This is a genomic window from Thioclava sp. F42-5 (assembly GCF_002213195.1).
Classification (GTDB): Bacteria; Pseudomonadota; Alphaproteobacteria; order Rhodobacterales; family Rhodobacteraceae; genus Thioclava; species Thioclava nitratireducens.
In genome coordinates, this window is the sequence record NZ_NBNZ01000002.1 from 299,145 (window position 1) to 325,796 (window position 26,652).

Here is a 26,652-nt window from a genome sequence, read left to right on the forward strand (position 1 = left end):
GGGAGGAGAGAGGGATATGGATCAGTTTACCCTCAACCTGCTGGTGGTTGGCGCGACGTTCGTGCTCTACATCGGCATCGCGATCTGGGCCCGTGCGGGTTCCACGTCGGAATTCTACGCCGCCGGTCGCGGCGTTCACCCGGTCGTCAACGGCATGGCTACGGGCGCTGACTGGATGTCGGCCGCGTCGTTCATCTCGATGGCGGGCATCATCGCCTTTGGCGGCTACGACACCTCGGCCTACCTGATGGGCTGGACTGGCGGCTACGTGCTGCTGGCCATGCTGCTTGCGCCTTACCTGCGCAAGTTCGGCAAGTTCACCGTGCCGGAATTCATCGGCGACCGTTTCTACTCGCAAACCGCGCGCACCGTGGCCGTGGTCTGCCTTATCGTGGCGTCGATCACCTACGTTATCGGTCAGATGACCGGCGTGGGCGTCGCGTTCTCGCGCTTCCTCGAAGTCGACAACACCACCGGCCTGTTCATAGGCGCGGCGATCGTGTTCCTCTACGCGGTTCTGGGCGGCATGAAGGGCATCACCTACACGCAGGTGGCTCAGTACGTCGTGCTGATCATCGCCTACACGATCCCGGCGATCTTCATCTCGCTGCAGCTGACCGGCAACCCGATCCCGGGCCTGGGCCTGTTCTCGAACGACGTGAACACCGGCGAGCCGATCCTGTCGACGCTGAACGGTCTGGTCTCCGATCTGGGCTTCGCGTCCTATACCGGCCAGCATGACACGATGCTCAACATGTTCCTGTTCACCATGACGCTGATGGTCGGCACCGCCGGTCTGCCCCACGTCATCGTGCGCTTCTTCACCGTTCCGAAGGTCGCCGACGCGCGCTCCTCGGCGGGTTGGGCGCTGGTGTTCATCGCGCTGCTCTATCTCACCGCTCCGGCTGTGGGTGCGATGGCGCGTCTGAACCTGATCTCGACCTTCTACCCCAATGGCGTGAACGAGCCGGCGGTGGAGATGACCGCGATCGAGAACGATCAGAACCTGTCGTGGGTGCGCAACTGGGCCGCGACCGGTCTTCTGTCCTTCGACGACAAGAACGGCGACGGTCGCATCGAGTACAATGCGGGCGACACCAACGAACTGACCGTGAACCGCGACATCATCACCCTCGCCAACCCCGAGATCGCCAACCTGCCGGGTTGGGTGATCGCGCTGGTGGCGGCCGGTGGTCTGGCTGCGGCTCTGTCGACCGCTGCGGGCCTTCTGATGGCGATCTCGTCGGCGGTCTCGCATGACCTGATCAAGTCGCAGATCAACCCGGGCATCTCGGAAAAAGGCGAGCTTCTGGCCGCCCGTATCTCGATGGCCGTTGCGATCGCGATCGCGACCTATCTGGGTCTGAACCCGCCCGGCTTCGCGGCGCAGACGGTGGCTCTGGCCTTCGGTCTGGCGGCGTCGTCGATCTTCCCGGCACTGATGATGGGCATCTTCACGAAGCGCATCAACAACACCGGTGCCGTCGCGGGCATGCTGACCGGCCTGATCACCACGCTGGTCTACATCTTCCTGCACAAGGGCTGGTTCTTCATCCCGGACACCAACATGTTCTCGGATGCGAACCCGATGATCCTCTCGATCAAGTCGACGTCCTTCGGCGTGATCGGTGCGGTCCTGAACTTCATCGTCGCCTACTTCGTCTCGAACGCGACCAAAGAGACCCCGGAAGACATCCAGGAGCTCGTCGAGTCGATCCGCGTGCCGAAAGGCGCCGGTGCGGCAGTCGACCACTGAGACAGCGGCGCGGGACGGGGGAACCCTCGTCCCGCCCCTCGAAAATCCGGCAGGCGCCCCGGGGGGCGCCGCCACTTCCCGAAGGAAAAGATCATGGCCGCCGATCTGACCCCGATCCTCGCATTTCTCGAAGGCGTCCACCCTTACGACAATCTGCCGCGCAACGAGCTGGAGCGTGTCGCCAGTTCCTTCCGTCGCAGGGAATTTCCCGCCGGGCAGACCGTCTATTCCTATCGCGAGCCGCTCAAGGGCATCTATCTGATCAAGCGCGGATCGGTCGAAGTGACCGACCAGAACGGGGCACTGGTCTCGATCCTCGGTGCGCGCAACACATTCGGTGAGCGCGGTCTGATGCGCGACGGGCTCGCCGCGACCACCGCGCGCACCACCGCCGAGACCGTGCTGCTGGAACTGCCAGTCGACGAATTCCGGGAGCTGTCGCAGAACACCCCCGCCTTCGCGCGGTTCTTCAACCGGGTGCGCGGCGGCGAGAGCCGCACCAACTCCATCGCGACGATGAAGATCGCTGATCTGCTGGCGCAGGAGCCGATGGGCTGCGCGCCGGAGACCACCGTGACCGAGGCCGCGCGGCAGATGCGCGACGCACATATCTCCTCTTTGGGCGTAACCGATGCGAATGGCGCGCTGGTTGGGATCGTCACCGTGCGCGACCTGTCGAACAAGGTTCTGGCCGAGGGGCGCGCACCCGACACGCCGGTAGGCGAGGTGATGACGCCCGATCCGGTGACGCTGACGCCCGACGGGCTGGGGACGGACCTGCTGCATGTCATGCTGGAAAAGCGCGTCGGGCACCTGCCGATCACCGATCGCGGGCGCTTCGTGGGCATGATCACCCAGACCGATCTGACCCGCTTTCAGGCCGTAAGTTCAGCCGTGCTGATCCGCGATGTGGCGGGCGCCGAAACGGTGGCCGAAATGGCCGCCGTCACCGCGCGCATCCCGCAGCTTCTGGTGCAGCTCGTGGGCGGGCATCACGCCCATGAGGTCATCACGCGGCTGATCACCGATATCGCCGATGCAGTCACGCGCCGGCTGCTGAAGATGGCCGAAGAGACGCTGGGGCCGCCGCCTGTGCCCTATCTCTGGATGGCCTGCGGCTCTCAGGGCCGACAGGAGCAGACCGGCGTCTCCGATCAGGACAACTGCCTGATCCTCGACGATGCGGTGACCGAGGCTGATATGGAGTATTTCCGCCAGTTCGCGAAGATCGTCTCGGATGGTCTGGACGCCTGCGGTTACGTCTATTGCCCGGGCGACATGATGGCGACGAGCCCGCGCTGGTGTCAGCCGGTCCGGGTCTGGCGGGACTATTTCAACGGCTGGATCGCCAAGCCGAACCCCGAGGCGCAGATGCTGGCCTCGGTGATGTTCGACCTGCGCGCGATCGGCGGCAACGGGGCAGGGCTGTTCCAGCAGCTGCAGGAAGAGACCTTGGCGAAGGCGGCGAAGAACTCGATCTTCGTGGCGCATATGATCGCCAACAGCCTCAAGCATCACCCGCCGCTGGGCCTGATCCGGGGCTTCGCCACGATCCGCTCGGGCGAGCATCGCAATCATATCGACATGAAGCATAACGGCGTGGTGCCAGTGACCGATCTGGCCCGCATCTATGCGCTTCAAGGCCGCCTGCCCGAAGTGAACACCCGCGCCCGTCTGATCGAGGCCGAGCATGCCGGCGTGCTGAGCCATTCCGGCGCGCGCGATCTGGTCGAGGCCTATGATCTGATCGCGTCGATGCGACTGGAGAACCAGGCGCATCTCGCGCGCTCGGGGCGCAAGCCCGACAATTATCTTGCACCCTCGGACCTGTCCGATTTCGAACGCTCGCATCTGCGCGATGCCTTCGTGGTGGTGCGCACCATGCAATCGGCCGCCGGTCACGGCAAAGGCGCGATGAGCTGAGGAGAGCTTATGACGAACGATTTCATCTCGACCATCGCCGCGGGCCTGCTGGCCGCCCTCGTGGTCTTTCTGCTGTCGCATCTGACCAAGCGGATCCGCGGCGAGAAGCTGCCGAAATGGGTGATGCCGGCAGCAATTGGCGCGGCGCTGATCGGCTATACGATCTGGAGCGAATATTCGTGGTTTCCCGAAATGCGCTCCGAGATGCCCGACACGGTCGTCGTGCTGCAGAAGATCGACGAAAGCGTGCCGTGGCGGCCCTGGACCTACCTTGTGCCGATGGTCACGCGTTTCATGGCGGTTGATGGCGGCAAGGTGGAACATCCCGTCGCGGGCAAGCCGGAACTGGTCGAGACCGATCTGCTGCTGATCGGACGCTGGCAGAATCTGCAGACGGTGCCGACGGTCTATGACTGCAAGACCGACAGCCGCGCCGATCTGGTGAACGGGGCCACGCTGTCGAAAGACGGAGAGCTGTCGGGCGGCGGTTGGCTGAAGCTCACGCCCGACGACCCGGGGCTGAAAGCGGTATGCGCAGGAGGATGAAACCATGCCGGGGGGGAGGAAACATCGCGTCCTGATCGTGGAGGACGAGGACAATATCGCGATCGCGCTCGACTACCTGATGAGTCGCGAGGGCTACGAGCATGACCGGATCGACACCGGGCGCGGCGCGCTGGAGAAGATCCGCGAGACCCGCCCCGATCTGGTCCTTCTCGACGTGATGCTGCCCGAAGTGTCGGGCTACGAGATCTGTGAAGGCGTGCGCGCCGACAAGGGCCTCGGCGATGTGAAAATCCTGATGATGACCGCGCGCGGCTCCGCGATGGAGCGCCGCAAGGGGCTCGCGCTCGGAGCTGACGGGTTCATCGCCAAACCCTTCGAACTGCGCGAATTGCGCGAGGAGGTCCACCGCATTCTCGACGGGGAGACGGCCTGATGGATCTCACCCGGCTCTCCCTGCGCACCCGGGTGTTCCTGTTCTTCGCCGCGCTCGCGCTCGGCAATCTCGCGGCGCTGGTGGCGGGGTTGTGGTTCGGCTTCACCCGGCTTGGCGATCCCGATTTGCTGAACGCTATGGTGATCGGCGGCACGGTCGCGGGCTTCGCGATCCTCGGGCTGATCGCCTGGATCTGGTTTCTGTTCGACGAGAACGTGGCCAAACCGATCGAGCGGCTCTCGGGGATGCTGCGCGCCCGCACCACCGCCGAGATCGAGGGCGAGATGGATGTCGATATCGCGCGCCATCTGGGCGATCTGGCTCCCGCCGCGGCCTCCGTCACGCGTCATCTGTCGGAGACCCGCAACGCCCTGACCGAAGCCGTTCAGCGCGAGACGACGCGGCTCGCGCAGGAGAAGGAGCGGCTCGAGGCGCTCCTGTCGGATGTGCCGGTGGGCGTGCTGCTCTGCACCGCCGATCATCAGCTGGCTTTCTATAACGGGCAGGCGGTGGAGCTCTTGGGCTCGGCCCATGCGCCGGGGCTCGATCGGCGCGTTTTCGATTACCTCAACCAGCCGCCCATCGCCCATGCCTATGAGCGTCTTCTGGCGACGGAAGACCCCGATGCGGCCTCGGATCTGCTGTGTTCGACCAAGGCGGAGGGGCGCGTGCTCGCCGCCCGGATGCGGCTGCTGTCGGAGGGTGAGGATCACTACGTCTCGAAGCGCCCGGGCTACGTGCTGACGCTGCGCGACGTCTCGGGCGACATGGCCGCTCATGCGCAGCGCGAGCAGTTGATGGATGAGCTGTTCGACCGCATCCGCCGCCCGGCCGCCGCGCTGCAATCGCTGATCGGGGTCCTGACCGCCGACGACGGGCCCGCCCCGGGTCCGGAGCGGGACCGGGTTCGCGAGGCCGCCAATTGCGAGGCGCATCACCTCTCCGCCGCGATCCACGAATTTTTCGAGCGCCACGAGGCGAACCGCGCCGATTGGTGGCCGCTCGCGATGATCCGCGCCTCCGATCTGGGGCAGGCGGTGGCCGCGCGGGTAGCCGCCGAAGGGGGAGCGATCCTCCCGGTCACGGCCGCGCTGATGCTGCGCTGCGAGGGGTTCGAGATGGTCGCGCTTCTGGCGGGTCTGGTGCGTCGCCTGACCGACCGGCGCGACTTCCGGCTGGAGATTACAGAGGACGGCCCCGGCGCGCTGATCGCGCTGGAATGGGAAGGCGCTCCGCTTCCGATCGGAGAGCTGGAGCGCTGGCTTGCCGAACCGCTCGACACCGGGCTGGAAGATGTGACCGGGCACCGGGTGCTCACCACCCATGCCGCCGAAATCTGGCCCGAGAAGCTGGGCGACACGCGTGCGCGCCTGTGTATCCCGCTCCGCGAGGCGCGCCATGTCACCAAACGCCCGAAGCCGGTGCCGCGCGCGGTGGTCTACGATTTCGACCTGCTTGCGCGCGAGCGCGTCGCCGAGATCGCCGACACGCCGCTGACCGATCTGACCTATGTCGTGTTCGACACCGAGACGACCGGCCTGCTGCCCACCGAGGGCGATGAGATCGTCCAGATCGCCGCGGTCCGGATCGTCAACGGGCGGCGGATCGATACCGAGGTCTTCGACACGCTCGTCGATCCCAAACGCCCGATTCCGCCCGGCTCGACCGAGGTGCACGGCATCTCGAACGCGATGGTCGAAGGCGCGCCCGACATTGCCAAGGTGGGGCGCGATTTCCATCGTTTCGCCGAAGGCGCGGTGCTGATCGCGCATAACGCGCCCTTCGACATGGAATTCCTGCATCGCAAGGAAGGCGCGATCGGAGAGCGGTTCGATCATCCGATCCTCGACACGGTGCTGCTGTCGGCGGTGGTGTTCGGGCAGTCGGAGAGCCACACGCTCGACGCGCTGACCCACAGGCTTGGCATCACCATCCCCGAGGAGGCACGCCACACCGCGATCGGCGATACGGTCGCGACGGCGGATGCTTTTCTGAAGATGCTGCCGGCGCTGCAGGCGCGGGGGTTGCGGACGTTCGGCGAATTGGTGGCGGAGCTGCGCAAGCACGGGCGGCTGCTCAAGGATCTGAACGGGTAGGGGGCTCTGCCCCCATCTCCTCCGGAGATCCCCCGGGATATTTGGGCCAAGGCGAAGTGCGGCCGCGCCCTTGATGTCAGAGAATCTCGAGAACCGTTTCCGGCGGGCGGCCGATGCGGGCCGCAGTCTCGGTCAGCACCAAGGGGCGCTCGATCAGCTTCGGGTTGGCGGTGAGCGCCGAGAGGATTTCGTTTTCGCCGGCCTCCTTGGAGAGGTCGGTATCCTTCCAGCGGATCAGGGCGGAGGCGGGCTGGCCGAGCTTCATCAGCGCGTCCTGCAGTTCGACCATGGTCGGCGGCTCTTTCTGGTAGTCGCGCACCGCAGGCGCGATCCCGCGCGCTTCGAGAAGTTTCAGCGTCTCGCGCGATTTCGAGCAGCGCGGATTGTGCCAGATCGTTACAGCCATTTGTCTCTCCCGGTGCCGATCGCCTCGGAAACGCTGGCGAAGCCGTCGCGTTCCAGAAGGGCGTCGAGGCCGCGTACGATATCTGCAGCGAGCGAGAGGCCGGAGAACACCATCGCGGTGTAGAGCTGCACCGCCGAGGCGCCCGCGCGGATTTTCTCGTAGGCCTGCTCGGCAGAGCCCACGCCGCCAACACCGATCAGCGGCAGGGCGCCCGCAGTATGCCGCGAGAGCTGGGCCAGAACGCGGGTCGATTTCTCAAACAACGGTGCGCCGGACATGCCGCCCTGATCGGAGGGGTTGGGCGAGGTCAGCCCCTCGCGCGAAAGCGTCGTATTGGTCGCGATGATCCCGTCGATCCCGCTTTCCAGCGCGACCTCGGCGATCTCGGCCAGTTCCTCGGCGCTCAGATCGGGGGCGATTTTCAGGAAGACCGGGATACGCCGCGCGAGGCCGTCGCGGGTCTCGATCACGCCTGCCAGCAGCGCCGACAGCGCGGCTTTGCCCTGCAGGTCGCGCAGCTTCTCGGTGTTGGGCGAGGAGACGTTGACCGTCGCGAAATCGATATGCGGGCCGGCATGGGCCAGAACGGTCGCGAAATCTTTCGCGCGGTCGGCGGCGTCCTTGTTGGCGCCGAGATTGAGGCCTACCGGAATGCCCTGGGGGCGCTTTGCCAGCCGCTCGGTGATCGGCTCCATGCCCTGATTGTTGAAGCCGAAGCGATTGATCGCGGCGCGGTCGGCGGGCAGCCGCCAGAGGCGCGGAGGCAGGTTGCCTTCCTGCGCGCGCGGCGTCGCGGCGCCGACTTCGATGAAGCCGAAGCCCGCGCGCATCAGCTGCGGCACGGCCTCGGCGTTCTTGTCGAAGCCGGCCGCAAGGCCCAGCGGGTTCAGAAGCGACATCCCCGCCAGATCGGTCTTCAGACGGGGCGAAGTGATCGGGCCGGGCAGGGGCGCGAGCCCCATTCGCAACGCGCGCAGCGACAGGCCATGCGCCTTTTCCGGGTCGATCTTGTGAAAAACCGCGAGGCCCGCACGCTCGATCAGGGTGGTCACGACATTTCCTTCGGGAAGATATGGCCCGCAGCGCCCAGGGGCAGGGCGTGGTCCCAGACGACTTCGCTGAGATTCAGCGGGCGGTAGAGATGCGGGAAGAGCTGATCGCGGCGCGAAGGTTCCCACTTCAGATCGGCGCCCATCGCGGTGGAGTCGAAGGCGACCAGCACCAGATCGGATTCGCCCGCGAAATGTTTCGCAGCCGTTTCGACGACCTGATCGGCGGTGGAGAAATGGATATAGCCGTCCGCGAGGTCGACCGGAGCGCCGAGCGTGTGCCCGGCTTCGCGAAATGCATCCCATTCGGGGCGACGGAGGATTTTGTAAATCAACATGGCTTTCCCTTGCCCGAAAACGCGCCGTCCGGTCAAGCGTGGGGCTTGTGCCGCGCGCGTGGCGGCATAGCTTTGTGCCATGTGCGGACGTATGGCCAACACTCTTCCTGTCGATGCGATGGCGCGTCTGTTCAAGGCGGTGCCCGGCAATGACGTGCCCGATGGCGAGCGGTTCAACATCTGCCCGACCCAGAGCCTGCCGGTCTGCGTCTCCGGTGAGGGGCAGCGGCAGTTGCGGGCGATGCGCTGGGGCTTCATCCCGCATTGGTACAAGACGCCGACCGACGGGCCATTGCTGATCAATGCGCGCTCGGAGACGGTGGCGGAGAAGCCCGCCTTCCGGGCGGCGATCCGGTCGCGGCGCTGCCTGATCCCGGCGGATGGCTTCTATGAATGGCATCGCGAGGGGGAGGCGAAGCTGCCTTTCTACGTTTCGCGCAGGGACGGTGCGCCGATGGTGTTCGGCGGGCTCTGGCAGGACTGGGAGAAGGGCGGCGAGTTGCTGACGACCTGCGCCATCGTGACGGTGCCGGCAGGCCCGACGCTCGCCCCGATCCATCACCGCGAGCCGCTGGTCCTCGAAGAAGCCGACTGGGCGAAATGGCTGGGCGAGGAGGGCCATGGCGCGGCGACACTGATGCAGCCCAGGCCCGAGGGCATCCTGCAGGCGTGGCGCGTGGGCCAAGAGGTGAACTCGAACCGCGCCTCCGGGGCGGGTTTACGCGAACCGTTTGCCAATCCCGCTTGAATGGCGCGGCGTGGACCGCTAAGGAGAGGCCGAGTGCGGGTGTAGCTCAATGGTAGAGCCGCAGCCTTCCAAGCTGAAGACGTGGGTTCGATTCCCATCACCCGCTCCACTTTCCCCAAGATCACTGTGATACGCGTCTTCGAGACGAAAAAACCGCCCGAGGGACGATCGGGCGGCTTCAGACGTTCGGGATGTGCGGGGTGCGCAATGCTGCGCTCATTTGGTCAGGATCAGCTTGCCCGCCTTGGTGATGCGCAGCGTATAGACCTGACCGTCCAGCACGATATGGGCGAGGTTGCCCTTGCCGGTCAGCACCTCCGCGTCATGGACGGGCAGGGCGTTGGCGAAGCTTTCATTGATGCTCATCTCTGGCCTCCCTCGATCCGGTCGAGCGTCGCTTCGAGCGCGCTTTGGCCCGGGGGGAAACCGCTGCACAGCGCCTCGACGATGTCGCGCAGGCTCAGCGGCGGGTCGGTATCAACATGCGTGTCGGCCCGGTATCGGGGGCCGGGGGAAGAGGGGCGTTTCATCTCCGGTCTCCATCTCGCGATATGCGGCTCGTCGGGGATCGACTGGCTGATGGAAATAACCTGAGTGAAATTATCGGAATTGTAAAGGTGATTTTTTTACTAGGGAATTGCGCGGGGTGCTCTGCGCCCGCGCAGAGATAACGGGGGAACCGTTCGGAATCAGTTTGAGGGGCGGATCAGAACCACTGGCCTGGTTCGATCAGACCAAGATCCATGAGTTGCTGACTCGACCAGTTGAAGCGCTCGGAATTGACCCAAGTGAAGCTGTGCACGTCATAGGTCGAGCCGGGATTGAACTTCAGCGCCTTCGCCACCCGGAACGAGGCGGTGGCACAGGTCAGGTTATGGTGCCATGGGCAGGAATAGGTGTTGTATTCCTCGTCGTTGAACGTGTGATCGGGGCGCAGCTTCAGGCCGGGTTTGGCGCGGAACAGGGCGATCCGGTCGATCTTGCGGCGCTCGGCGGGGACGTGCTCCTCAAAACGCCAGCGCAGCCCCCCGAAGAAATCGAGCTGCCGCTCCTTCGGGTGGTCGTGGTTCTCGGGATCGAGCCGGGCGAGCGCGTAATAGCCCGCCTTGTCGAACATCGCGTTCTCGGTATCGACGCCGTTCGGATGCGCCTCCAGATCGCCGGTATAGAGGTCGATCACATAGCTCAGCATCGAGGCGCGGCGTTCTTCGGTGTGGAAGCTCAGCACCTCGCCGATCGTGCGGCTCTCGCAGAAGGGGAAGAACAGGTATTCAGCGTTGAAGCAGTAATAGAGCCACGTTCCGGCGGGCACGGCAGCGATGATCGGGTTGATCGCGAGGGGGGCTGCGTCGCGGCGGTTCAGCTCGAAATCGATGCGGTGGATTTTCGTCGGACTGTCGGCGGCCAGATCGTCCGGCAGATCCATCGCGGCATGGCCCAGAACCAGCAGCACCGGGAAGCCGAGGTCGATATGGTGGCGGATCGTGCTCTCCAACTCGACCCCGTCCTCGGCTAGGATCACGCCGACCGGGCCTTTGGAAAGCGCTGCGCTCTGACGGGTGAGAAAATCGATCAGCGAGGAATATTTCATGCCCGATTTAGCCCTTTCGCGGGGTCTTCGGGCGCAGGATCGGGGAAGGCCCGCATGAAATCAAGCCTTTACGTCCCGCGCCATGCGCGACCTTGCGGGAAAGGGCGGTTTGGCTGTATCAGGCCCGCTGGAAAGACGCGCGAGGATTGGCATGAGCGACGCTCCGAAAAAGCTGCATATCAAAACCTATGGCTGTCAGATGAACGTCTATGACAGCGAGCGCATGGCCGAGGCCATGGGCGCCAAGGGCTACGAGCTGACCGACGATGTGGGCGCAGCGGATATGGTGCTGCTCAACACCTGCCATATCCGCGAGAAAGCGGCCGAGAAGGTCTATTCCGATCTGGGCCGCCTGCGTCCGTTCAAGGAGGCCAAGCCCGACCTGAAAATCGGTGTCGCGGGCTGTGTCGCGCAGGCCGAGGGCGACGAGATTTTGCGGCGCTCGGATCTGGTGGATCTGGTCGTGGGCTCGCAAAGCTATCACAAGCTTCCCGAACTGGTCGCCCGCACCGACAATGGCGCGCGCCCCGTTGAGACCGAGTTTCCGCTGGAAGACAAGTTCGACCATCTGCCCGCGCGGCCCGTGCAGGCGCGCCCGACCGCGTTTCTGACCGTGCAGGAAGGTTGCGACAAATTCTGCGCCTTCTGCGTGGTGCCCTATACGCGGGGGGCCGAAGTTTCGCGCCCTGCCGAGAAAATCCTGCGGGAGGCGCAGGCGCTGGTCGAGAAAGGCGTGCGCGAGATCACGCTCTTGGGTCAGAACGTCAATGCCTATCACGGCGAGGGAGAGGGCGGTGACTGGTCGCTCGCGCGGCTCGCCCGGTCGCTCGCCAAGATCGACGGGCTGGAGCGTATCCGCTACACCACTTCGCACCCGAATGACATGGAAGACGATCTCATCGCGGCCCATGGCGACGAGCCGAAGCTGATGCCCTATCTTCATCTGCCGGTGCAATCTGGGTCGGACAAGATCCTCAAGGCGATGAACCGCAAGCATACGGCGGAGAGCTATATCCGCTTGATCGAGCGTATCCGCGCCGCGCGCCCCGACATCGTGATCTCGGGCGATTTCATCGTGGGCTTCCCCGGCGAGACCGATCAGGATTTCGAGGACACGATGTCGCTGATCCGGGAGGTCAATTACGGCATGGCCTATTCGTTCAAATACTCGCCGCGCCCGGGCACGCCCGCGGCTGGCGCGAAAGGCGCGGTGCCTGCCGAGGTCGCGGACGCGCGGCTGCAAGAGCTTCAGGCGCTTCTGACCTCGCAACAGCGGGCCTGTCAGGAGAGCATGATCGGGCGCGAAGTTAACGTGCTCTTCGAGAAGCCCGGTCGTCTGGACGGCCAGTGGGTCGGCAAATCCGATTACCTGCAGGCGGTCCATGTCTCGGGCGAGGGGCTCGGTCCCGGCGTCCTGACGAAGGTGCGGATCACCGGTACGGCGCCAAATTCGCTGGCGGGCGAGCTGATCTGAGCGCGCAACGCGTCACTGCATCAATTGAAAAGGCCGCGTCATCCGCGGCCCTTTCTTTTTGGAGGCCTTCGCCGATCAGTTCGGGCCGGGCGGATCGTTCGCGATCGCTTTCAGAAGCTCTTTGCGCAGACCTTCCGGGTTGCCCACGAGGCTCTCGTTTCTGCAGATTTGCGTCGCGAGGCCGTTCGCATCGCCGTAATCGTAGCCGAACGCCACAAGGTCATCGACGAAGCTGCCCTGCGGGTGATCCCAGATCGTCTCGCGCCAAGGGCCACGGAAGCAGTCGATATGAATCTGTTGCTTGCGGGTCGGGCCGCAGACGGTCTTGTTGTTGACGTGATCGCGCCCCACCGGGCCGGTGTAGCAGCTCGTACCGGCCTGGGCGGCGCCAGCGAATGCCATACCGGTGAGCAGCGCGGCGGCGGTGATTGCAATGGTCTTCATCTTCAGAGACTCTCCTGATCGGGCAGCGGAATAACATAGGTGCTCGTGATCCTTCCGACCCGAGCACCATCTGCCCGCAGTTTGCCCAGATTGAACCCAAATTGGCGAGAGTTTGTCGATATTTGCCGGGCATGTGAAAACAATGCCAGGAAAAACATGGAGGATGTTTAGCCTTCCGCGACAGTTTTCCCGCTAAGGTTGTGTAAAGCTTGCCTTTTCCTACGCGATTCTGCGTCTTTGACGGGCCCTCGGTGGCTTGGCGATTCGGGGTTGTCGCGCGGGGCAACCGTGCCACGGATGTTCGACCCGCTCAGCGACTTGCGTACCAGATCTACCCGTCTTTGCCTAAAAAACAGGCGAAGTGACCACACGGAACCGCGCTTGGGTTTTTTCGTTTCAGTTTGATGAAATTCGATACCTCGCCTAGGAGGGCGGGAAACCAGTGCTTGCGTGAATCCCCCAAGGCAGGCACCATATCTTTACCAAACCAGCTAGGGAGACTCTGTATTTGGGCTTCAGCGCGATCACACCCCCGCCTCGCTCTCAGGATGCTCACGAGACGCTTCTTGAGTTCCCCAACAACCGGCTGCTGATCGATCTTTGCGGTGAATTCGACCGCAATCTGGCCCAGATAGAGCACAAGCTGCAGGTTCACATCCTCCGGCGCGGCAATCAGCTGGCCGTGGTGGGCGAGCCGGAGGCGCAATCGCAGGCCGCCGCCGTGCTGCATCAGCTGTATCAGCGCTTGGAACAGAACAAGCAGATCGACGCCGAAGAGGTGGATGCCGCACTGCGCATGGCCGATCTGGGTGGCACCGGGACCACGGTGGACGAGCAGCTCGAGATGTTCGAGGCGGGCAAGTTCGAGATTCGCACCCGCAAGAAGCAGGTCGAGCCGCGCACCGAGGCGCAAAAGGCCTATGTGAAGCACCTCTTCGAGCACGAGCTGGCCTTCGGTATCGGGCCTGCAGGCACCGGCAAGACCTATCTCGCCGTGGCTGTGGGCGTGACCATGCTGATCGGCGGGCATGTCGACAAGATCATCCTGTCGCGTCCGGCCGTCGAGGCGGGCGAGCGTCTTGGCTTCCTGCCCGGCGACATGAAGGACAAGGTCGATCCCTACATGCAGCCGCTCTACGACGCGCTGAACGACTTCCTGCCCGCCAAGCAGCTCGCGAAGCTGCTGGAAGAGAAGCGGATCGAGATCGCGCCGCTCGCCTTCATGCGCGGGCGCACGCTGTCGAACGCCTTCGTGGTGCTCGACGAGGCGCAGAACGCCTCGACCATGCAGATGAAGATGTTTCTGACCCGCCTGGGCCAAGGGTCGCGGATGGTGATTACAGGCGACCGATCGCAGGTGGACCTGCCGCGCGGGATGCCTTCGGGACTGCAGGATGCCGAGCGTATCCTCGGCCATGTCGAGGGCATAAGCTTCAACTACTTCACAGCGAAAGACGTGGTGCGTCACCCGATGGTCGCGAAGATCATCGACGCCTACGATCAGGCGGAAGGTACCTGAAGCCGGGAGGCTCTAACGAAGAATTAGTGATTTGCCCGCGCCTCGGCGCGGGCATTTCGCTGTGTGGTGACGTGTCTGGAAATCCGACAAAGGGCCGCGCCTGATCCGCGAGAGGGCGCTTTGTCGCGGGGGGGGGGGGCGTGGCGCTTTGTCTGGCAAGGCTGCATGATATCCGAGCGCGCGATGCTATCGCCAATGCGCCGTCCCCGGGGGCCGGTCGCCCCCGCACGGGGCCAACGAAAAACGCCCGGCCATTCGGACCGGGCGTTTTCAAATTCCATCGCGAAGACCTCAGCCTTCCTTCTTGCCTTCCAGCGCCTCGATGCGGGCCTTCAGCGCGGCGTTCTCTTCGCGGGCTTTCTGCGCCATCGTGCGGACCGCGTCGAACTCCTCGCGGGTCACGAGGTCGCGGTCGGCGAGCCACCGGTCCATCCAGCTTTTCATCGCCGTCTCGGCCTCGTCCTTCGCGCCTTGGGCCACGCCCATCGCGTTGGTCATAAGCTTGGACATCTCGTCGAACATCTTGTTGGGCGGCTGCATTGGCATCCCCTTGCGGTCAATTTCTGCTTCCCTGACTATATGGGCCGCGTCGGTGCCGCTGGCAAGGTTGACTTCCCGGCCCGCGCAGGGCTTTCTCGCGGCGATTTCTGACAGGAGACCGCCTTGCTGCCTCTGGCCATTCCCTTCCCGCAATTCGATCCGGTCGCCCTTACGATCCCCGGTCTGGGCCTGCCGATCCGCTGGTATGCGCTGGCCTATATCGCGGGGCTGATCGCGGGATGGCGGATCATCGTGGCGCTGATGAAGCGCGATACGCTCTGGCCGACGAACAGCGCGCCGATGACGCCGGGCAAGGTCGAGGACCTGCTGACGGCGGTGATCGTGGGTGTGGTGCTGGGCGGGCGGCTCGGTTTCATTCTGTTCTACGAGCCTGCATGGTATCTGGCGCATCCGCTCGACATCGTGAAAGTCTGGCAGGGCGGCATGTCTTTCCATGGCGGTTTCCTGGGCACGCTGGTCGCAGGCTGGTGGTTCGCGCGCCGTCACCACGTGCCGAAGCTGCAACTCGCCGACGCGATGGCGTTGGTGGCGCCGATCGGGCTGTTTCTCGGACGGATCGCCAACTTCATCAAGCCGGAGCTTTGGGGGCGTCCGACGGACGTGCCGTGGGGCGTGATCTTCCCCGGTGAACTGGCGCAGACCTGCCTCGGGATCGCGGGGCAGGTGGACGGGTCTTGCGCGCGCCATCCCTCGCAGCTCTACGAGGCGGGGCTCGAAGGGCTGCTGCTGGGACTGATCCTCTGGGGGCTGGTGAAGTTCGGCCGTTCGCTGAAGCGTCCCGGGCTGAGCCTCGGAGTCTTCCTGATGGGCTACGGAGCCGCGCGCGCCTTCGTGGAGCTGTTCCGGCAGGGCGATCCGCAGTTCGTGACCCTCGGCAATCCCTATGGCCACGTGATCCGCTTCACGGACGGTTGGGGGCTGACGATGGGGCAGGTGCTGTCGCTGCCGATGATCGCGGTGGGGTTGTATTTCGTGATCCGCGCGCTGCGCGCGCCGAAAGCATCGTGACCCCGCTGGGCGACATCCTTGCCGCGCAGATCGCGGCGGAGGGGCCTATGCGGCTCGACCGCTATATGAGCGTCTGCCTGCTGCATCCCGAACATGGCTATTACGCGACCCGCGATCCGTTCGGGCGCGCGGGCGATTTCATCACCGCGCCGGAGATTTCCCAGATGTTCGGCGAGATGCTGGGCCTGTGTCTGGCGCAAGCATGGCTCGATCAAGGGCGGCCTGCGCCGTTCATCTTGGCCGAGGCTGGGCCGGGGCGCGGCACGCTGATGGCCGATATGCTGCGCGCGATGAAGGCGGTGCGCGGGATGGTGGACGCGGCAGAGGTGCATCTGATCGAAGCCTCGCCGACCCTGCGCGAGATTCAGAAGCAGAAGCTCGCGCCGCATCAGGTGGTGTGGCATGAGACCATCGACGACCTGCCAGACTCCCCCCTGTTCCTCGTAGCGAACGAGTTTCTTGACGCGCTGCCGATCCGGCAGTTCCAACGGGTCGAGCAGGGCTGGGCCGAGCGGCAGATCGGATTGTCCGACGAGGGCGCGCTTACCCCCGGCCTCGCCCCGCCCACGCGTTTCGAGGCTCTGGAGCCGCGCATGGCTGACACCGTGCCGGGCAATGTGGTCGAGACCTGTGCCGCTGCGGTGAGTTTCACTGAAAGGCTCGCAGCGCGGATCGCGCGCCAAGGCGGCGCGGCGTTGCTGATCGACTATGGCAACTGGCATTCCAAGGGCGACACGTTTCAGGCCCTCAAGGCGCATGAACCCGTCGATCCCTTCGCGACACCGGGTGAGGCGGACCTGACCGCCCATGTCGATTTCGAACCTCTGGCGCAGGCGGCGCACAGGGTCGGGGCCAAGGTGTCGGCGATGACCGCGCAGGGCCTTCTGCTGGAGCGGCTGGGCATCACGGCGCGGGCGCAGCGCCTCGCGCAGGCGTTATCCGGGGCCGCGCGCGAGACCCATATCGCCGCGCATCGCCGCTTGACCCATCCCGAGGAAATGGGTCACCTGTTCCAAGCTCTCGCACTGGTGGCGCCGAATGCGCCGCTGCCGCCGGGCTTCGACCCAAACACCGACTAAGCCATTGGGGGGCACGATGTCGACGATGCTCGAAATTCTGACCTCACCCGCCTTGGGGGCCGTGAAGCACGGCTTCTTCACCCGCAAGGGCGGGGCGTCCTCGGGCATTTTCGCCGGGCTCAACTGCGGCCCCGGTTCGTCGGACCAAAGCGAGGCGGTGCGCACCAATCGGGCCCGTGCCGCAGACGCGTTGGGGGTTGAGCTGAACGCGCTGCAGGGCGTCAATCAGGTGCATTCGCCCGATGTCGCAGTGATCGAAGAGATCACCGATCCGCCGCCGCGCGCCGATGCGGCGGTGACCAAGGTGCCGGGCATCGCAATCTCGATCCTGACCGCCGACTGCCAGCCGGTGCTGTTCTCGGACCCGAAGGCGGGCGTTATCGGCGCGGCCCATGCGGGCTGGCGCGGCGCGATGGTGGGGGTGCTGGAGAACACGCTCGACGCGATGGAGCGTCTGGGCGCGCATCGCGAGGACATCACCGCGGTGATCGGGCCGTGCATCTCGGTTCATTCCTACGAGGTCGGCGAGGACTTCATGGAGCAGTTCCTGATGGAAGACATGGATTACAGCCGGTTCTTCTCGCCCGGACCCTCGGGCAAGCCGCATTTCGACCTGCCGAGCTTCTCGCTGCACCGGCTGCGCGAGGCGGGCGTCGGTGAGGCGGAATGGATGCGTCGCTGCACCTACCAGGAGCCCGAGCGCTTCTATTCCTACCGCCGCGCGACCCATGCGGGGGAGGCCGATTACGGGCGCCTGCTCTCGGCGATCCGCCTCTGATCGATCTGGGGGCGCGGGCGGCGCGCCGCCCGCACATGAGATAGCTCTGAAACAATCGGCCTTGCCGCATTCGTTCGTTTCCTTGCGCGAAAAATTCCCACTCTCGCCCCATGCTGGCCCCATTGCGCGGTCACAACAGTCCTGAACCGGATCGAAGACGATCCTGAGACGAGGGGACAACAACGTGAACAAGCAACAACCGACCCGCCGCTGGATGAAAACCGCGCTGGACTCCGCACGTAAATGCGACACGCCGATGCCGTGGGCGCGCAATGCGCGCAGCGCACAGACGCGTCGCACGGCGGCGGCCGCGCCGCGGAGGGTCGGCGCCGCACAATGATCTCCCTTCTCGCAACGCGATCGCAATTGGTCATGCGGATCGCAATGCGAGACTTGGCCGGGCGCTGCCACGCCCGGCCATTTTCATCACCCGCTTCCAGTGCCTCTGGAGGCGGGTGATTCGCTTTGAATGTGGTGAGACTGTGGCGGTTTGTGCGCGCCCGGGAAACCTGCCGTTAGGGCAGGTCTCGACTGCTCGGGGATCGTGAGACAATCGCATCAAAAATTTGACGGGGTCACCGGTTTTAGCCATGTTGTGAGCGTCTCTCTGCAACCGGTGGGGGCCGATGCAGCCGTGAGAAGACCGAAAGGCCTATCGCATGAATCTACCCCACCGGACGGCAGCGGCCGCGCTCCGTCCCGACAGTTCCGAACCGCCTCTGCCGCGCCCTTTGCGTGCGAGCCCGAATGCGCCGAAACGCGCCCTGCGCGCCTCCGCGATGACGCGCCGTTATGCCGCGTGGTGGTTGGAGGCAGATGGGTTCATCGAGGAAACCTCCCGCGTCGCCCCGGCGATTCCGTTGTTCGAGGAGGCGTTCTCTGCCTTGGCGCGCGGCGCTGTGATCGCGACCGAGGAGGGCCCCGTCTCGATTGAGGATGTGGTGCCCGGGATGCGCGTCCTGACCGCCGACGAGCGGGTTGAGACCGTCACCTGGAAAGGGTCGATGACGATGTTCCCCGCCGCGAAGGACAAGGCCGCGGGGATGATCCGCGTCACCGCCGAGGCATTCGGGCATGGTCGTCCGTCGCAGGATCTGGTGTTGGGCCCCCATGCGCGGATTTGCCTGCGCGACGCGCGGCTGCGCGCGCGTCTGGGGATCGAGGCGGCCTATGCGCCGATTGCGGCTTTCGTCGACGGGGTGAGCGTGATCGAGGTCGCGCCGATCTCGCCGGTCTCCGCCTATCACCTGGTGCTGGAGCATCACGGCTCGCTCAAGGTTGGCGGCATGGAGGTCGAGAGCTTCCACCCAGGCGAAGGCTTCGAGCGGACGATCGATCCTCGGATGGCGGAACTGTTCCTTGCGCTGTTTCCGCAGATGGACAGGCTGCGCGAGTTCGGCCCGCTCGCCGCACCGCGGCTGACCCGGTTCGAGGTGGAAGACATGCTGATCTGAGCGAGGGCCTGCAAGGGGTAAAGGCTCCGGTCGGAGTTGACGGCGCTCGTGGGGAGCCGGTCACGGAAAACGCCGCGCGTTGAGAACCTCGCGCGGCGTTTTTTGTTGCGGGCCGGGGAGGGAGCTCTGCCCCCGCGCTTGCGCGCCCCCCGGGATATTTCAATCAAGGAGAAGTTCAGGCCTCCTCCATCGCCTCCAGCTCGTCGATGAAGCCTTCGATCATCGACAGGCCCTTGTCCCAGAAAGCCGGGTCGGAGGCGTCGAGGCCGAAGGGCGCGAGCAGTTCTTTGTGATGCATCGAGCCGCCCGCTTCCAGCATCGCGAAATACTTGTCCTGGAAGCCCTCGGGCGCGGCCTCGTAGGCGGCGTAGAGCGCGTTCACAAGCCCGTCGCCGAACGCATAGGCGTAGACGTAGAAGGGCGAGTGGACGAAGTGCGGGATGTAGGACCAGAAGGTCTCGTAGCCGTCCATGAACTCGAATGCCGGGCCAAGGCTTTCGCCCTGCACAGACATCCATAGCGCGTTGATGTCCTCGGGCGTCAACTCCCCTTCGGCGCGCGCCGCGTGCAGCTTGCACTCGAAATCATAGAAGGCGATCTGGCGGACGACCGTGTTGATCATGTCCTCGACCTTGCCGGCCAGAAGCGTCTTACGCTCTTCGCGGGTCTTCGCCGCAGCGAGGAGTTTGCGGAAGGTCAGCATCTCGCCGAAGACGGAGGCCGTCTCGGCCAGCGTCAGCGGCGTGTTGGCCAGCATCTCGCCCTGTTTCGCGGCCAGCACCTGGTGAACGCCGTGGCCCAACTCATGCGCCAGCGTCATCACGTCGCGCGGTTTGCCGAGGTAGTTGAGCATCACGTAAGGGTGGACGGTCGTCACGGTCGGATGCGCGAAGGCGCCCGGTGCCTTGCCCGGCTTCACGCCCGCATCGATCCAGCCTTTCTCGAAGAAGGGCTGCGCGATATCGGCCATGCGCGGATCGAAGCCGGAATAGGCGTCGAGCACGGTATCCTTCGCCTCGTCCCACATGATGTCGCGCGGGGCTTCGGTCGGCAGCGGCGCGTTGCGGTCCCAGATCTGCAGCTTCTCGAGGCCAAGCCATTTCGCCTTCAGCTTGTAGTAGCGATGCGACAGACGCGGGTAGGCCGCGACCACGGCGTCGCGCAGCGCCTGCACCACTTCCGGCTCCACGTCGTTCGACAGGTGGCGACCGGTCTGCGGCGTCGGCATCTTGCGCCAGCGGTCCTCGATTTCCTTTTCCTTGGCCAGCGTGTTGTGGATGCGCGAGAAGGTGCGGATGTTCTCGCCGAACACGTTCGCCAGCTCCTTCGCCGCCGCTTCGCGTTTTTCGCGATCGTGGTCGGAGAGGAGCGTCGTGGTGGCCTCGAGCGACAGTTTCTCGCCCTGCACCTCGAATTCCAGCGCCGCGGTGGTCTCGTCGAAGAGGCGGTTCCACGCGGCAGCGCCGACGACCGATTGGTCGTGGAGGAATTTCTCCAGCTCGTCGGAGAGCTGGTAGGGTTTCATCGCGCGCATGCGGTCAAACACCGGCTTGTAGCGGGCGACGCGCTCATCGGCGAAGACGGCCTCGTAGGTCGCGTCCGGGATGCGGTTGAACTCAAGGCTGAAGAAGACGAGCGGCGTGGTGTAGGTGGTGATCTTGTCCTGCGCATCGGACAGCAGCTTCACCCGTGCCGGGTCGGTCGTGTTCTGGTAATAGCGCAGGCCGACATAGGACATCACGCGGCCCGCTTTCTCGTCGATTTCCTCGTAGCGCTTGATGCACTCTGCCATGCCCGCCGCGTCGAGATCGGCCAGCTTGCCTTCGTAATCGGTGGCGAACTCGGCGCAGGCTTTTTCCAGCCACGCCATGTCCTTGCTCAGTTCCGGCGCGTCGGGGGCGGGGTAGAGGTCGCTGAGATCCCATTCGGGCAGATCGCCGAACGCCCCTGCATTGGCATTCGCATCGAAGACGGGGCGGCGGTGTGTCAGCGTCATGGGCATCCTCATGTATGTCTGGCTCATGTATGTTTGGTTGTTTTCCAGATAGGGGCAGGGGCGCCGCCGTGACAAGGGCGCGGGCTCGCTGGGTGTTGCACAATTTTTCGGCAGATGCCGCGAAATGAGCGATCCCCGGGCGCGCCGCGTTGCTTAACTTTGGGCATCGCCTTTTACTCCTGAGGCACACGGCCTAGACTTAAATAAAAGACTAGGGGGGCATATCCGGCGCGATGACAGAGTATTTCAACGAGATGTTCGACGGCGGCAAAGTGCGTCAGCCCTATAGCGGGCTCGATGGCTGGATGCGCGAAATGCCCTCCGAGCTGCGCGCGATGAAACAGGCCGAGGCGGAGGCGCTGTTTCGCCGGATCGGGATCACCTTCGCGGTCTACGGCGAGGGCGGCGACCCGGACCGCCTGATTCCCTTCGACATGTTTCCACGCGTCTTCACGCAGGCTGAATGGCGTAAGTTGGAGCGCGGAATCAAGCAGCGCACCCGGGCGCTGAACGCCTTCCTGCTCGATGTCTACGGGCGTGGCGAGATCGTGCGGGCGGGGCGTATCCCGGCGCGGCTGGTCTATCAGAACGATGCGTTCGAGCGCGCGGTTTCGGGCTTCATCCCGCCGCGCGGCATCTACAGCCATATCGTCGGCGTCGATCTGGTGCGCACGGGGCCGGATCAGTTCTACGTGCTCGAGGACAACTGCCGCACGCCCTCGGGCGTCTCATATATGCTGGAGAACCGCGAGATCATGATGCGGATGTTCCCGCAGCTGTTCCGCGAGAACCGGATCGAACCGGTGGATGGATATTCGGACGCGCTGCGCCGCACGCTGGCCTCGGTCGCACCGGCGAAATGCGAGGGCGAGCCGACGGTCGCGATCCTCACGCCGGGCCATTTCAACTCGGCCTATTACGAGCATTCCTTCCTCGCCGACCTGATGGGCGTCGAGCTGGTGGAGGGGCCGGACCTGTTCTGCGAGGGCGGCTTTTGCTGGATGCGCACGACGGAAGGCCCAAAGAAGCTCGACGTGATCTATCGCCGGATCGACGACGCTTTCCTCGATCCGCTCTGCTTCCGCCCGGATTCGATGCTGGGCATTCCCGGCTTGATGGATGTCTACCGCTCCGGCGGTGTGACGATCTGCTCGGCACCGGGCGCGGGCGTCGCCGACGACAAGGCGATCTACACCTTCGTGCCGGAAATGGTGCGCTTCTATCTTGGCGAAGAACCACTTCTGGAAAACGTGCCGACGTGGCAATGCGCCAAGGCCGACGATTGCAAATACGTGCTCGAACATCTCGACGAGCTGGTGGTGAAAGAGGTTCACGGTTCCGGCGGTTACGGCATGCTCGTCGGGCCGAAATCGACGAAGGAGCAGATCGAGAATTTCCGCCACAAGATCGAGGACAATCCCGAGAACTACATCGCCCAGCCGACGCTCGCGCTGTCGACCACGCCGACTTTCGTGGAAGAGGGCGTGGCTCCGCGCCATGTCGATCTGCGGCCCTATTGTCTCGTCGGCGAGAAGATTGAGCTTGTCCCCGGCGGGCTGACCCGCGTCGCGCTGACTGAAGGGTCGCTCGTCGTGAACTCGTCGCAGGGCGGGGGCGTGAAAGACACCTGGGTTTTGGCGGAGTGATCGGATGCTGAGTAGAACCGCTGAAAACCTGTTCTGGGTCGCGCGCTACATGGAGCGCGCAGAGACGATGGCACGGCTTCTGGAGGTCGGCGCGCGGATCGCGCTGACGCCGTCGACCGGTCATGGCTACCGTTCCGAATGGGAGAGCCTGCTGCAAGCCTCAGGCACTGCCGATGGCTTCTCCGAGAAATACGGCGATCCGGTGCAGCGCAACATCGAGAGCTACCTGTTCTTCGACCGCGACAACCCGTCCTCGGTGATATCCTGCGTCGAGCGTGCACGGGAGAACGCGCGCATCGTGCGTACGGCGATCACAGGTCAGGTCTGGGATACGCTCAACGCCGCGTTCCAGGAGATCCGCCAGATCGAGCGTCAGCCGCGCTCTGAATGGGAGATTACAGAGCTGTGCGAATGGGTGGCCCGCCAATCGGCGCTGCTGCGTGGGGCGATGGACGGCACGATGCTGCGCAATGACGGGTTCTTCTTCATGAACCTCGGTTATGCGCTGGAGCGGGCCGACAACACCGCGCGTCTGATCGACGTGAAATATTTCGTGCTGCTGCCCTCGGTGGAGATGGTGGGCTCTGGCCTCGACAATTACCAGTGGCAGGTGCTGCTGCGCGCGCTGCAATCCTATCGCGCCTTCCACTGGGCCTATGGCGGCGAGTTGACGGCGTCGAAGATCATGCATTTCCTGATCCTCAACCCGGCCAGCCCGCGCTCGCTGATATCGGCGACGCGCAAGGCGATGCACCACCTCGACAATCTCGAAAGCTTCTACGAGGTCGAGCCGGGCACCGGCCTGCCGCAGATGCGGGCCAAGGCGCTGATGACCGAGCTGAACCAGACTCAAGTCGCCGAAATTATCGAGGAAGGCCTGCACGAGTTCCTCACCCGTTTCATCGGCGAGATCGGGCAGCTTACCGCGCTCGTTCAGCAAACCTACCTGTCGGGAGATGCGCGATGATCCTCACCGTCAACCATGCCACCACCTATGATTACGACGCGCCGATGGGGGCCGCGGTGCAGTCGCTGCGCATGTTCCCCTCGCGCTTCGAGGGCCAGCGCGTCATCGAATGGGACGTCTCGGTCGAAGGCGGTCTCCGGGGCGGGTCGTTCCGCGACGGCGCCGGTGACCGTATCGAGGGCTGGTCGATCCGCCCACCGGTCGACGAGGTCGCGATCACCGTGACGGGGCAGGTCGAAACTTTCGATACCTCGGGCGTGCTGCGCGGTCACCGCGAGCTGGTGCATCCGATGGCGTACCTGCGCGAGACCGTCGCGACATGGATCGACGACAGTCTGGCGGCGCTGGCCGAAGAGGCCGTTGCAGGGGCCACGGAAAATCTCGATCGGGCGCATCGCCTCAGTGCCGCGATCTCCGAAGCGATCGCCTACAAGCCGGGCGCCACCCATTCGCACACCACAGCCGCCGAGGCGCTGGCGCAGGGCGAGGGGGTCTGTCAGGACCATGCCCATGCGCTGGTCGCGGTAGCCCGCTGTGCCGATCTGCCTGCGCGCTATGTTTCGGGCTACCTGTTCGCGGCCGATGATGGCACCCCGCACGAGGCCGCCCATGCCTGGGCCGAAATATGGATCGCGGGCATCGGCTGGATCGGCTTCGACCCGGCGAACAAATGCTGCCCGGACGAGCGCTATATCCGCCTCGGCTCCGGGCTCGATGCGCGCGAAGCCGCGCCGATCCGTGGCATCACCCAAGGCTCGGGCGAGGAGCGACTGCACGTCACAGTTGCCTTGGACCAAGTCCAGCAATAGATTGCGCGCTTGTCACGGATCAGGGAACGAACATGACCTATTGCGTAGGCCTCTTGCTGAACGAGGGGATGGTGCTGCTGTCGGACACGCGGACCAATGGCGGGCTCGACAACATCGCGACCTATCGCAAGATGTTCACCTTCGAAGAGCCGGGCGAACGGGTGATCGCGATCATGACCGCGGGCTCGCTTTCGGTGACGCAAACGACGCTGGCGCGGTTGCGCGAAGCGGCCGATGCGAGCGACGCGACGGGCGACAGCTCGATCATGGAAGCGCCGACGATGCTGAAAGTTGCCGAAATCATCGGCAACACGATGGCGGGCGTGCGCAAGGACATCACCAGCCGGATGGATGCCGAGCGGGTTTCGACCTCGGCCTCGATGATCGTCGCGGGTCAGCGCGCGGGCGGTGAGATGCGGATGTTCCTGATCTACCCGGAGGGCAACTTCATCGAAGCCACCGAGGACACGCCCTTCCTGCAGATCGGCGAGCATAAATACGGCAAGCCGATCCTCGATCGCGTGGTCCGTCCGGACACCAACCTGATCGATGCGCAGAAGGCGGTACTCCTTTCGATGGATTCGACGCTGCGCTCGAACCTCTCGGTGGGGATGCCGCTCGATCTGGCGGTGATCAAGAAGGACGAGTGCCGGATCTCCAGCCAGCGCCGCATCGAGGCGGGCGACAATGATTTCGCGGAAATGTCGGAAGCCTGGTCGAACGCGCTGCGCGACAGCTTCACGCAGATTCAGCTTTGACCGGGTCGCGGGCGTCCAGCCCGCCCGCCGCGTCGAACAGCGCGGTGCAGCCGTCGTAGAAGCGTTTCCGCGTTGCGGGGATTTCCATCATCAATTCGTGCTCGGCGTCGGGGATCACGTCCAGCGTGCCTTTTGGCCAACGCCCCATCCGGTCATGGACCGAGGGCGTGTGAACGATCTTCTCCGCCCCGCCCAGGCCGCAATAGCAGGGCAGGTCGGGGGAGGGCAGGGCCGCTAGCGCCTCGCATTCCAGCAGGCTCTCGGCGACCCAGTGGATCGTCGGGCCGGCCAACGTCAGTTCGGGGCGCTTCGCGGCCTGCTCGAGCAGCCAGGCCCACATCCCGGGATCGCGGGTCAGGCGGTTCGCCTCGAAACTGTCGCGGTAGACATAGGTGGTGCCGTTCATGCCGGGCGGATAGTTGTTCGCGAGGAAGCCGTCGCCCAGAAGGTTTGCCAGCACGATGCGGAACGGGTGCAGCAGCGGCGAGGTGGCGATCCCCCACATCGGCGCGGAGAAAGCCACCGCGTTGAAGCGATGGTGTTCATGCATCACCGCGCGCAGCGCGATTGCGCCGCCCATCGAATGGCCCACTATGTAATAGGGTTGCGGCAGACCGAGCTCGTCCGCAGCGTCGATCACCGCATGCAGATCCCACTGGTAATCCTGCAAGCCGCCGACATGGCCCTTCTCGGGTGCGTCGGGCAAAAGCCGGTCGGCCAGGCCTTGCCCGCGCCAGTCGATGGCGAGCATGGCATAGCCCCGGGCCGCGAATTCCGCAGCCGCAGGGCCGTATTTTTCGACGTATTCGGTGCGCCCGCATCCCAGAAAGACCGTGCCGCGTGGTTGGGGCGGTGCTGGCCAATGTGCGAAGCGTATCCGCACCCCATCTTCCGCCGTCAGCCAATAGGCAGCGCCGCCCTCGGGGCCGCGCGCGATCTCTTCGAAAATCGGGGCGCGTTCCATCAGGCCAGAGCCGCACCCAGCTGCATGGCGAGGCCCATCGAGCCGTCGACCGAAAGTTTGCCGGACATGAAGGCCGCGGTCGGGTTCACGTCGCCGTTGAGCATGCCTTCGAAGGTCTCGCGATCGGCGGTCAGAACGACTTCCGCGTCGTCGTCGCCTTCACGCACGCCGTTCTCGTCGGCAATGATCGAGCCTTCGCCTTCGATCACGAATTTTGCAGTCGAAGAAAACCCATCGGGCAGTTTCGCCCGCAGCGCCTCAACGGCCTTGTCGATAACCTCGCTCATCGCGTCCTCCAATTTTGATGGCCGGGCTCTCGCATTCTCCGGCAATTGCATTACAGTCATG

The 26,652-nt window shown here is 64.6% G+C and carries 27 protein-coding genes and 1 tRNA gene; 17 read left to right on the top strand and 11 right to left on the bottom strand.

What is annotated here, in order from left to right; all coding sequences use genetic code 11:
- The first annotated feature begins 16 nt into the window (after positions 1-16).
- The 5 genes from B6V74_RS06765 to B6V74_RS06785 all read left to right on the top strand — a co-directional run bounded on the left by B6V74_RS06765 (position 17) and on the right by B6V74_RS06785 (position 6,715).
- The gene (locus B6V74_RS06765) at positions 17-1,756 is read left to right on the top strand and encodes a sodium:solute symporter family protein (protein WP_075774061.1); all 1,740 of its coding nucleotides are present in this window, start codon (positions 17-19) and stop codon (positions 1,754-1,756) included.
- Positions 1,757-1,849: 93 nt separating this feature from the next.
- Entirely contained in the window at positions 1,850-3,679 is a 1,830-nt protein-coding gene (locus tag B6V74_RS06770) for a DUF294 nucleotidyltransferase-like domain-containing protein (RefSeq protein WP_088722350.1), read from the top strand.
- Between the two features lie 9 nt (positions 3,680-3,688).
- Positions 3,689-4,225 carry a hypothetical protein gene (locus tag B6V74_RS06775; RefSeq protein ID WP_088722351.1) on the top strand — a complete coding sequence of 179 codons (537 nt, stop codon included), beginning with the start codon at positions 3,689-3,691 and terminating at the stop codon, positions 4,223-4,225.
- A 4-nt stretch (positions 4,226-4,229) separates the two neighbouring features.
- A complete protein-coding gene (locus tag B6V74_RS06780) occupies positions 4,230-4,619 on the top strand; it encodes a response regulator (protein WP_075774064.1) in 390 nt (129 codons plus the stop codon).
- Complete coding sequence (locus B6V74_RS06785; protein ID WP_088722352.1) at positions 4,619-6,715, top strand: exonuclease domain-containing protein; 2,097 nt, start codon at positions 4,619-4,621, stop codon at positions 6,713-6,715. The genes B6V74_RS06780 and B6V74_RS06785 overlap by 1 nt, the downstream gene beginning before the upstream one ends.
- 76 nt (positions 6,716-6,791) lie before the next feature.
- Here B6V74_RS06785 and arsC read toward each other — a convergent pair whose 3' ends face one another.
- Genes arsC through B6V74_RS06800 form a run of 3 tightly spaced genes read right to left on the bottom strand, consistent with a single transcriptional unit; the run spans position 6,792 to position 8,508 of the window.
- Positions 6,792-7,121: an arsenate reductase (glutaredoxin) gene (arsC, locus tag B6V74_RS06790; protein ID WP_088722353.1), complete on the bottom strand. Its 330-nt coding sequence runs from the start codon at positions 7,119-7,121 to the stop codon at positions 6,792-6,794.
- Positions 7,112-8,164 (bottom strand): quinone-dependent dihydroorotate dehydrogenase, encoded by a 1,053-nt coding sequence (locus B6V74_RS06795; RefSeq protein WP_088722629.1) that lies wholly within the window; start codon positions 8,162-8,164, stop codon positions 7,112-7,114. Before B6V74_RS06795 ends, arsC begins: the two co-directional genes overlap by 10 nt.
- A 5-nt stretch (positions 8,165-8,169) precedes the next feature.
- On the bottom strand, positions 8,170-8,508 hold the full coding sequence (locus B6V74_RS06800; RefSeq protein ID WP_078520541.1) for a DUF952 domain-containing protein: 339 nt from the start codon (positions 8,506-8,508) through the stop codon (positions 8,170-8,172).
- A 79-nt stretch (positions 8,509-8,587) separates the two neighbouring features.
- On the opposite strand from B6V74_RS06800, the gene B6V74_RS06805 reads away from it, so the two are divergent.
- Positions 8,588-9,256 carry an SOS response-associated peptidase gene (locus B6V74_RS06805; protein ID WP_088722354.1) on the top strand — a complete coding sequence of 223 codons (669 nt, stop codon included), beginning with the start codon at positions 8,588-8,590 and terminating at the stop codon, positions 9,254-9,256.
- A gap of 35 nt (positions 9,257-9,291) precedes the next feature.
- A tRNA-Gly gene (locus B6V74_RS06810) sits at positions 9,292-9,365 on the top strand.
- Positions 9,366-9,472: 107 nt separating this feature from the next.
- Here the strand turns inward: B6V74_RS06810 and B6V74_RS06815 are convergent.
- From B6V74_RS06815 to B6V74_RS06820, 3 genes are all read right to left on the bottom strand, one after another.
- Positions 9,473-9,622: a hemin uptake protein HemP gene (locus B6V74_RS06815; protein WP_075774069.1), complete on the bottom strand. Its 150-nt coding sequence runs from the start codon at positions 9,620-9,622 to the stop codon at positions 9,473-9,475.
- The gene (locus tag B6V74_RS18940; protein WP_157771603.1) at positions 9,619-9,786 is read right to left on the bottom strand and encodes a hypothetical protein; all 168 of its coding nucleotides are present in this window, start codon (positions 9,784-9,786) and stop codon (positions 9,619-9,621) included. Before B6V74_RS18940 ends, B6V74_RS06815 begins: the two co-directional genes overlap by 4 nt.
- Before the next feature lie 176 nt (positions 9,787-9,962).
- Positions 9,963-10,847, bottom strand: coding sequence for a glycosyltransferase family 2 protein (locus B6V74_RS06820; RefSeq protein WP_088722355.1), 885 nt, complete (start codon positions 10,845-10,847; stop codon positions 9,963-9,965).
- Between the two features lie 151 nt (positions 10,848-10,998).
- On the opposite strand from B6V74_RS06820, the gene miaB reads away from it, so the two are divergent.
- Positions 10,999-12,321, top strand: a complete 1,323-nt coding sequence (gene miaB, locus B6V74_RS06825) for a tRNA (N6-isopentenyl adenosine(37)-C2)-methylthiotransferase MiaB (RefSeq protein ID WP_088722356.1) — start codon at positions 10,999-11,001, stop codon at positions 12,319-12,321.
- A 75-nt stretch (positions 12,322-12,396) separates the two neighbouring features.
- Here miaB and B6V74_RS06830 read toward each other — a convergent pair whose 3' ends face one another.
- Positions 12,397-12,765, bottom strand: a complete 369-nt coding sequence (locus tag B6V74_RS06830) for a hypothetical protein (protein ID WP_075774072.1) — start codon at positions 12,763-12,765, stop codon at positions 12,397-12,399.
- 508 nt (positions 12,766-13,273) lie between these two features.
- Here B6V74_RS06830 and B6V74_RS06835 point away from each other — a divergent pair.
- Positions 13,274-14,284: a PhoH family protein gene (locus B6V74_RS06835; protein WP_075774073.1), complete on the top strand. Its 1,011-nt coding sequence runs from the start codon at positions 13,274-13,276 to the stop codon at positions 14,282-14,284.
- A 291-nt stretch (positions 14,285-14,575) separates the two neighbouring features.
- On the opposite strand, the gene B6V74_RS06840 is transcribed toward B6V74_RS06835, so the two are convergent.
- The gene (locus tag B6V74_RS06840; protein WP_075774074.1) at positions 14,576-14,824 is read right to left on the bottom strand and encodes an accessory factor UbiK family protein; all 249 of its coding nucleotides are present in this window, start codon (positions 14,822-14,824) and stop codon (positions 14,576-14,578) included.
- Between the two features lie 123 nt (positions 14,825-14,947).
- Here B6V74_RS06840 and lgt point away from each other — a divergent pair, with 123 nt between their 5' ends.
- The 4 genes from lgt to B6V74_RS06860 all read left to right on the top strand — a co-directional run bounded on the left by lgt (position 14,948) and on the right by B6V74_RS06860 (position 19,164).
- A complete protein-coding gene (lgt, locus tag B6V74_RS06845) occupies positions 14,948-15,853 on the top strand; it encodes a prolipoprotein diacylglyceryl transferase (protein WP_088722357.1) in 906 nt (301 codons plus the stop codon).
- A complete protein-coding gene (locus B6V74_RS06850) occupies positions 15,850-16,932 on the top strand; it encodes an SAM-dependent methyltransferase (RefSeq protein WP_088722358.1) in 1,083 nt (360 codons plus the stop codon). The genes lgt and B6V74_RS06850 overlap by 4 nt, the downstream gene beginning before the upstream one ends.
- Before the next feature lie 25 nt (positions 16,933-16,957).
- On the top strand, positions 16,958-17,710 hold the full coding sequence (gene pgeF / locus B6V74_RS06855; RefSeq protein WP_088722359.1) for a peptidoglycan editing factor PgeF: 753 nt from the start codon (positions 16,958-16,960) through the stop codon (positions 17,708-17,710).
- A 659-nt stretch (positions 17,711-18,369) separates the two neighbouring features.
- On the top strand, positions 18,370-19,164 hold the full coding sequence (locus B6V74_RS06860; RefSeq protein ID WP_077701304.1) for a Hint domain-containing protein: 795 nt from the start codon (positions 18,370-18,372) through the stop codon (positions 19,162-19,164).
- Positions 19,165-19,339: 175 nt separating this feature from the next.
- On the opposite strand, the gene B6V74_RS06865 is transcribed toward B6V74_RS06860, so the two are convergent.
- Entirely contained in the window at positions 19,340-21,160 is a 1,821-nt protein-coding gene (locus B6V74_RS06865; RefSeq protein ID WP_088722360.1) for a M3 family oligoendopeptidase, read from the bottom strand.
- Positions 21,161-21,393: 233 nt separating this feature from the next.
- Between B6V74_RS06865 and B6V74_RS06870 the strand changes: the two genes are divergently transcribed.
- From B6V74_RS06870 to B6V74_RS06885, 4 genes are read left to right on the top strand one after another with little or no spacing between them, the layout of a single operon-like run.
- Positions 21,394-22,806 carry a circularly permuted type 2 ATP-grasp protein gene (locus tag B6V74_RS06870; RefSeq protein ID WP_075774078.1) on the top strand — a complete coding sequence of 471 codons (1,413 nt, stop codon included), beginning with the start codon at positions 21,394-21,396 and terminating at the stop codon, positions 22,804-22,806.
- A 4-nt stretch (positions 22,807-22,810) separates the two neighbouring features.
- On the top strand, positions 22,811-23,773 hold the full coding sequence (locus B6V74_RS06875; protein WP_088722361.1) for an alpha-E domain-containing protein: 963 nt from the start codon (positions 22,811-22,813) through the stop codon (positions 23,771-23,773).
- Positions 23,770-24,582, top strand: a complete 813-nt coding sequence (locus B6V74_RS06880) for a transglutaminase family protein (protein WP_088722362.1) — start codon at positions 23,770-23,772, stop codon at positions 24,580-24,582. Before B6V74_RS06875 ends, B6V74_RS06880 begins: the two co-directional genes overlap by 4 nt.
- Positions 24,583-24,614: 32 nt before the next feature.
- Positions 24,615-25,340: a peptidase gene (locus B6V74_RS06885; RefSeq protein ID WP_075774081.1), complete on the top strand. Its 726-nt coding sequence runs from the start codon at positions 24,615-24,617 to the stop codon at positions 25,338-25,340.
- Here B6V74_RS06885 and B6V74_RS06890 read toward each other — a convergent pair.
- Positions 25,321-26,304, bottom strand: a complete 984-nt coding sequence (locus tag B6V74_RS06890; protein WP_088722363.1) for an alpha/beta hydrolase — start codon at positions 26,302-26,304, stop codon at positions 25,321-25,323. The two genes, B6V74_RS06885 and B6V74_RS06890, sit on opposite strands and share 20 nt — an antisense overlap.
- Entirely contained in the window at positions 26,304-26,591 is a 288-nt protein-coding gene (locus B6V74_RS06895; RefSeq protein WP_075774083.1) for an SCP2 sterol-binding domain-containing protein, read from the bottom strand. The genes B6V74_RS06890 and B6V74_RS06895 overlap by 1 nt, the downstream gene beginning before the upstream one ends.
- Positions 26,592-26,652: the final 61 nt, after the last annotated feature.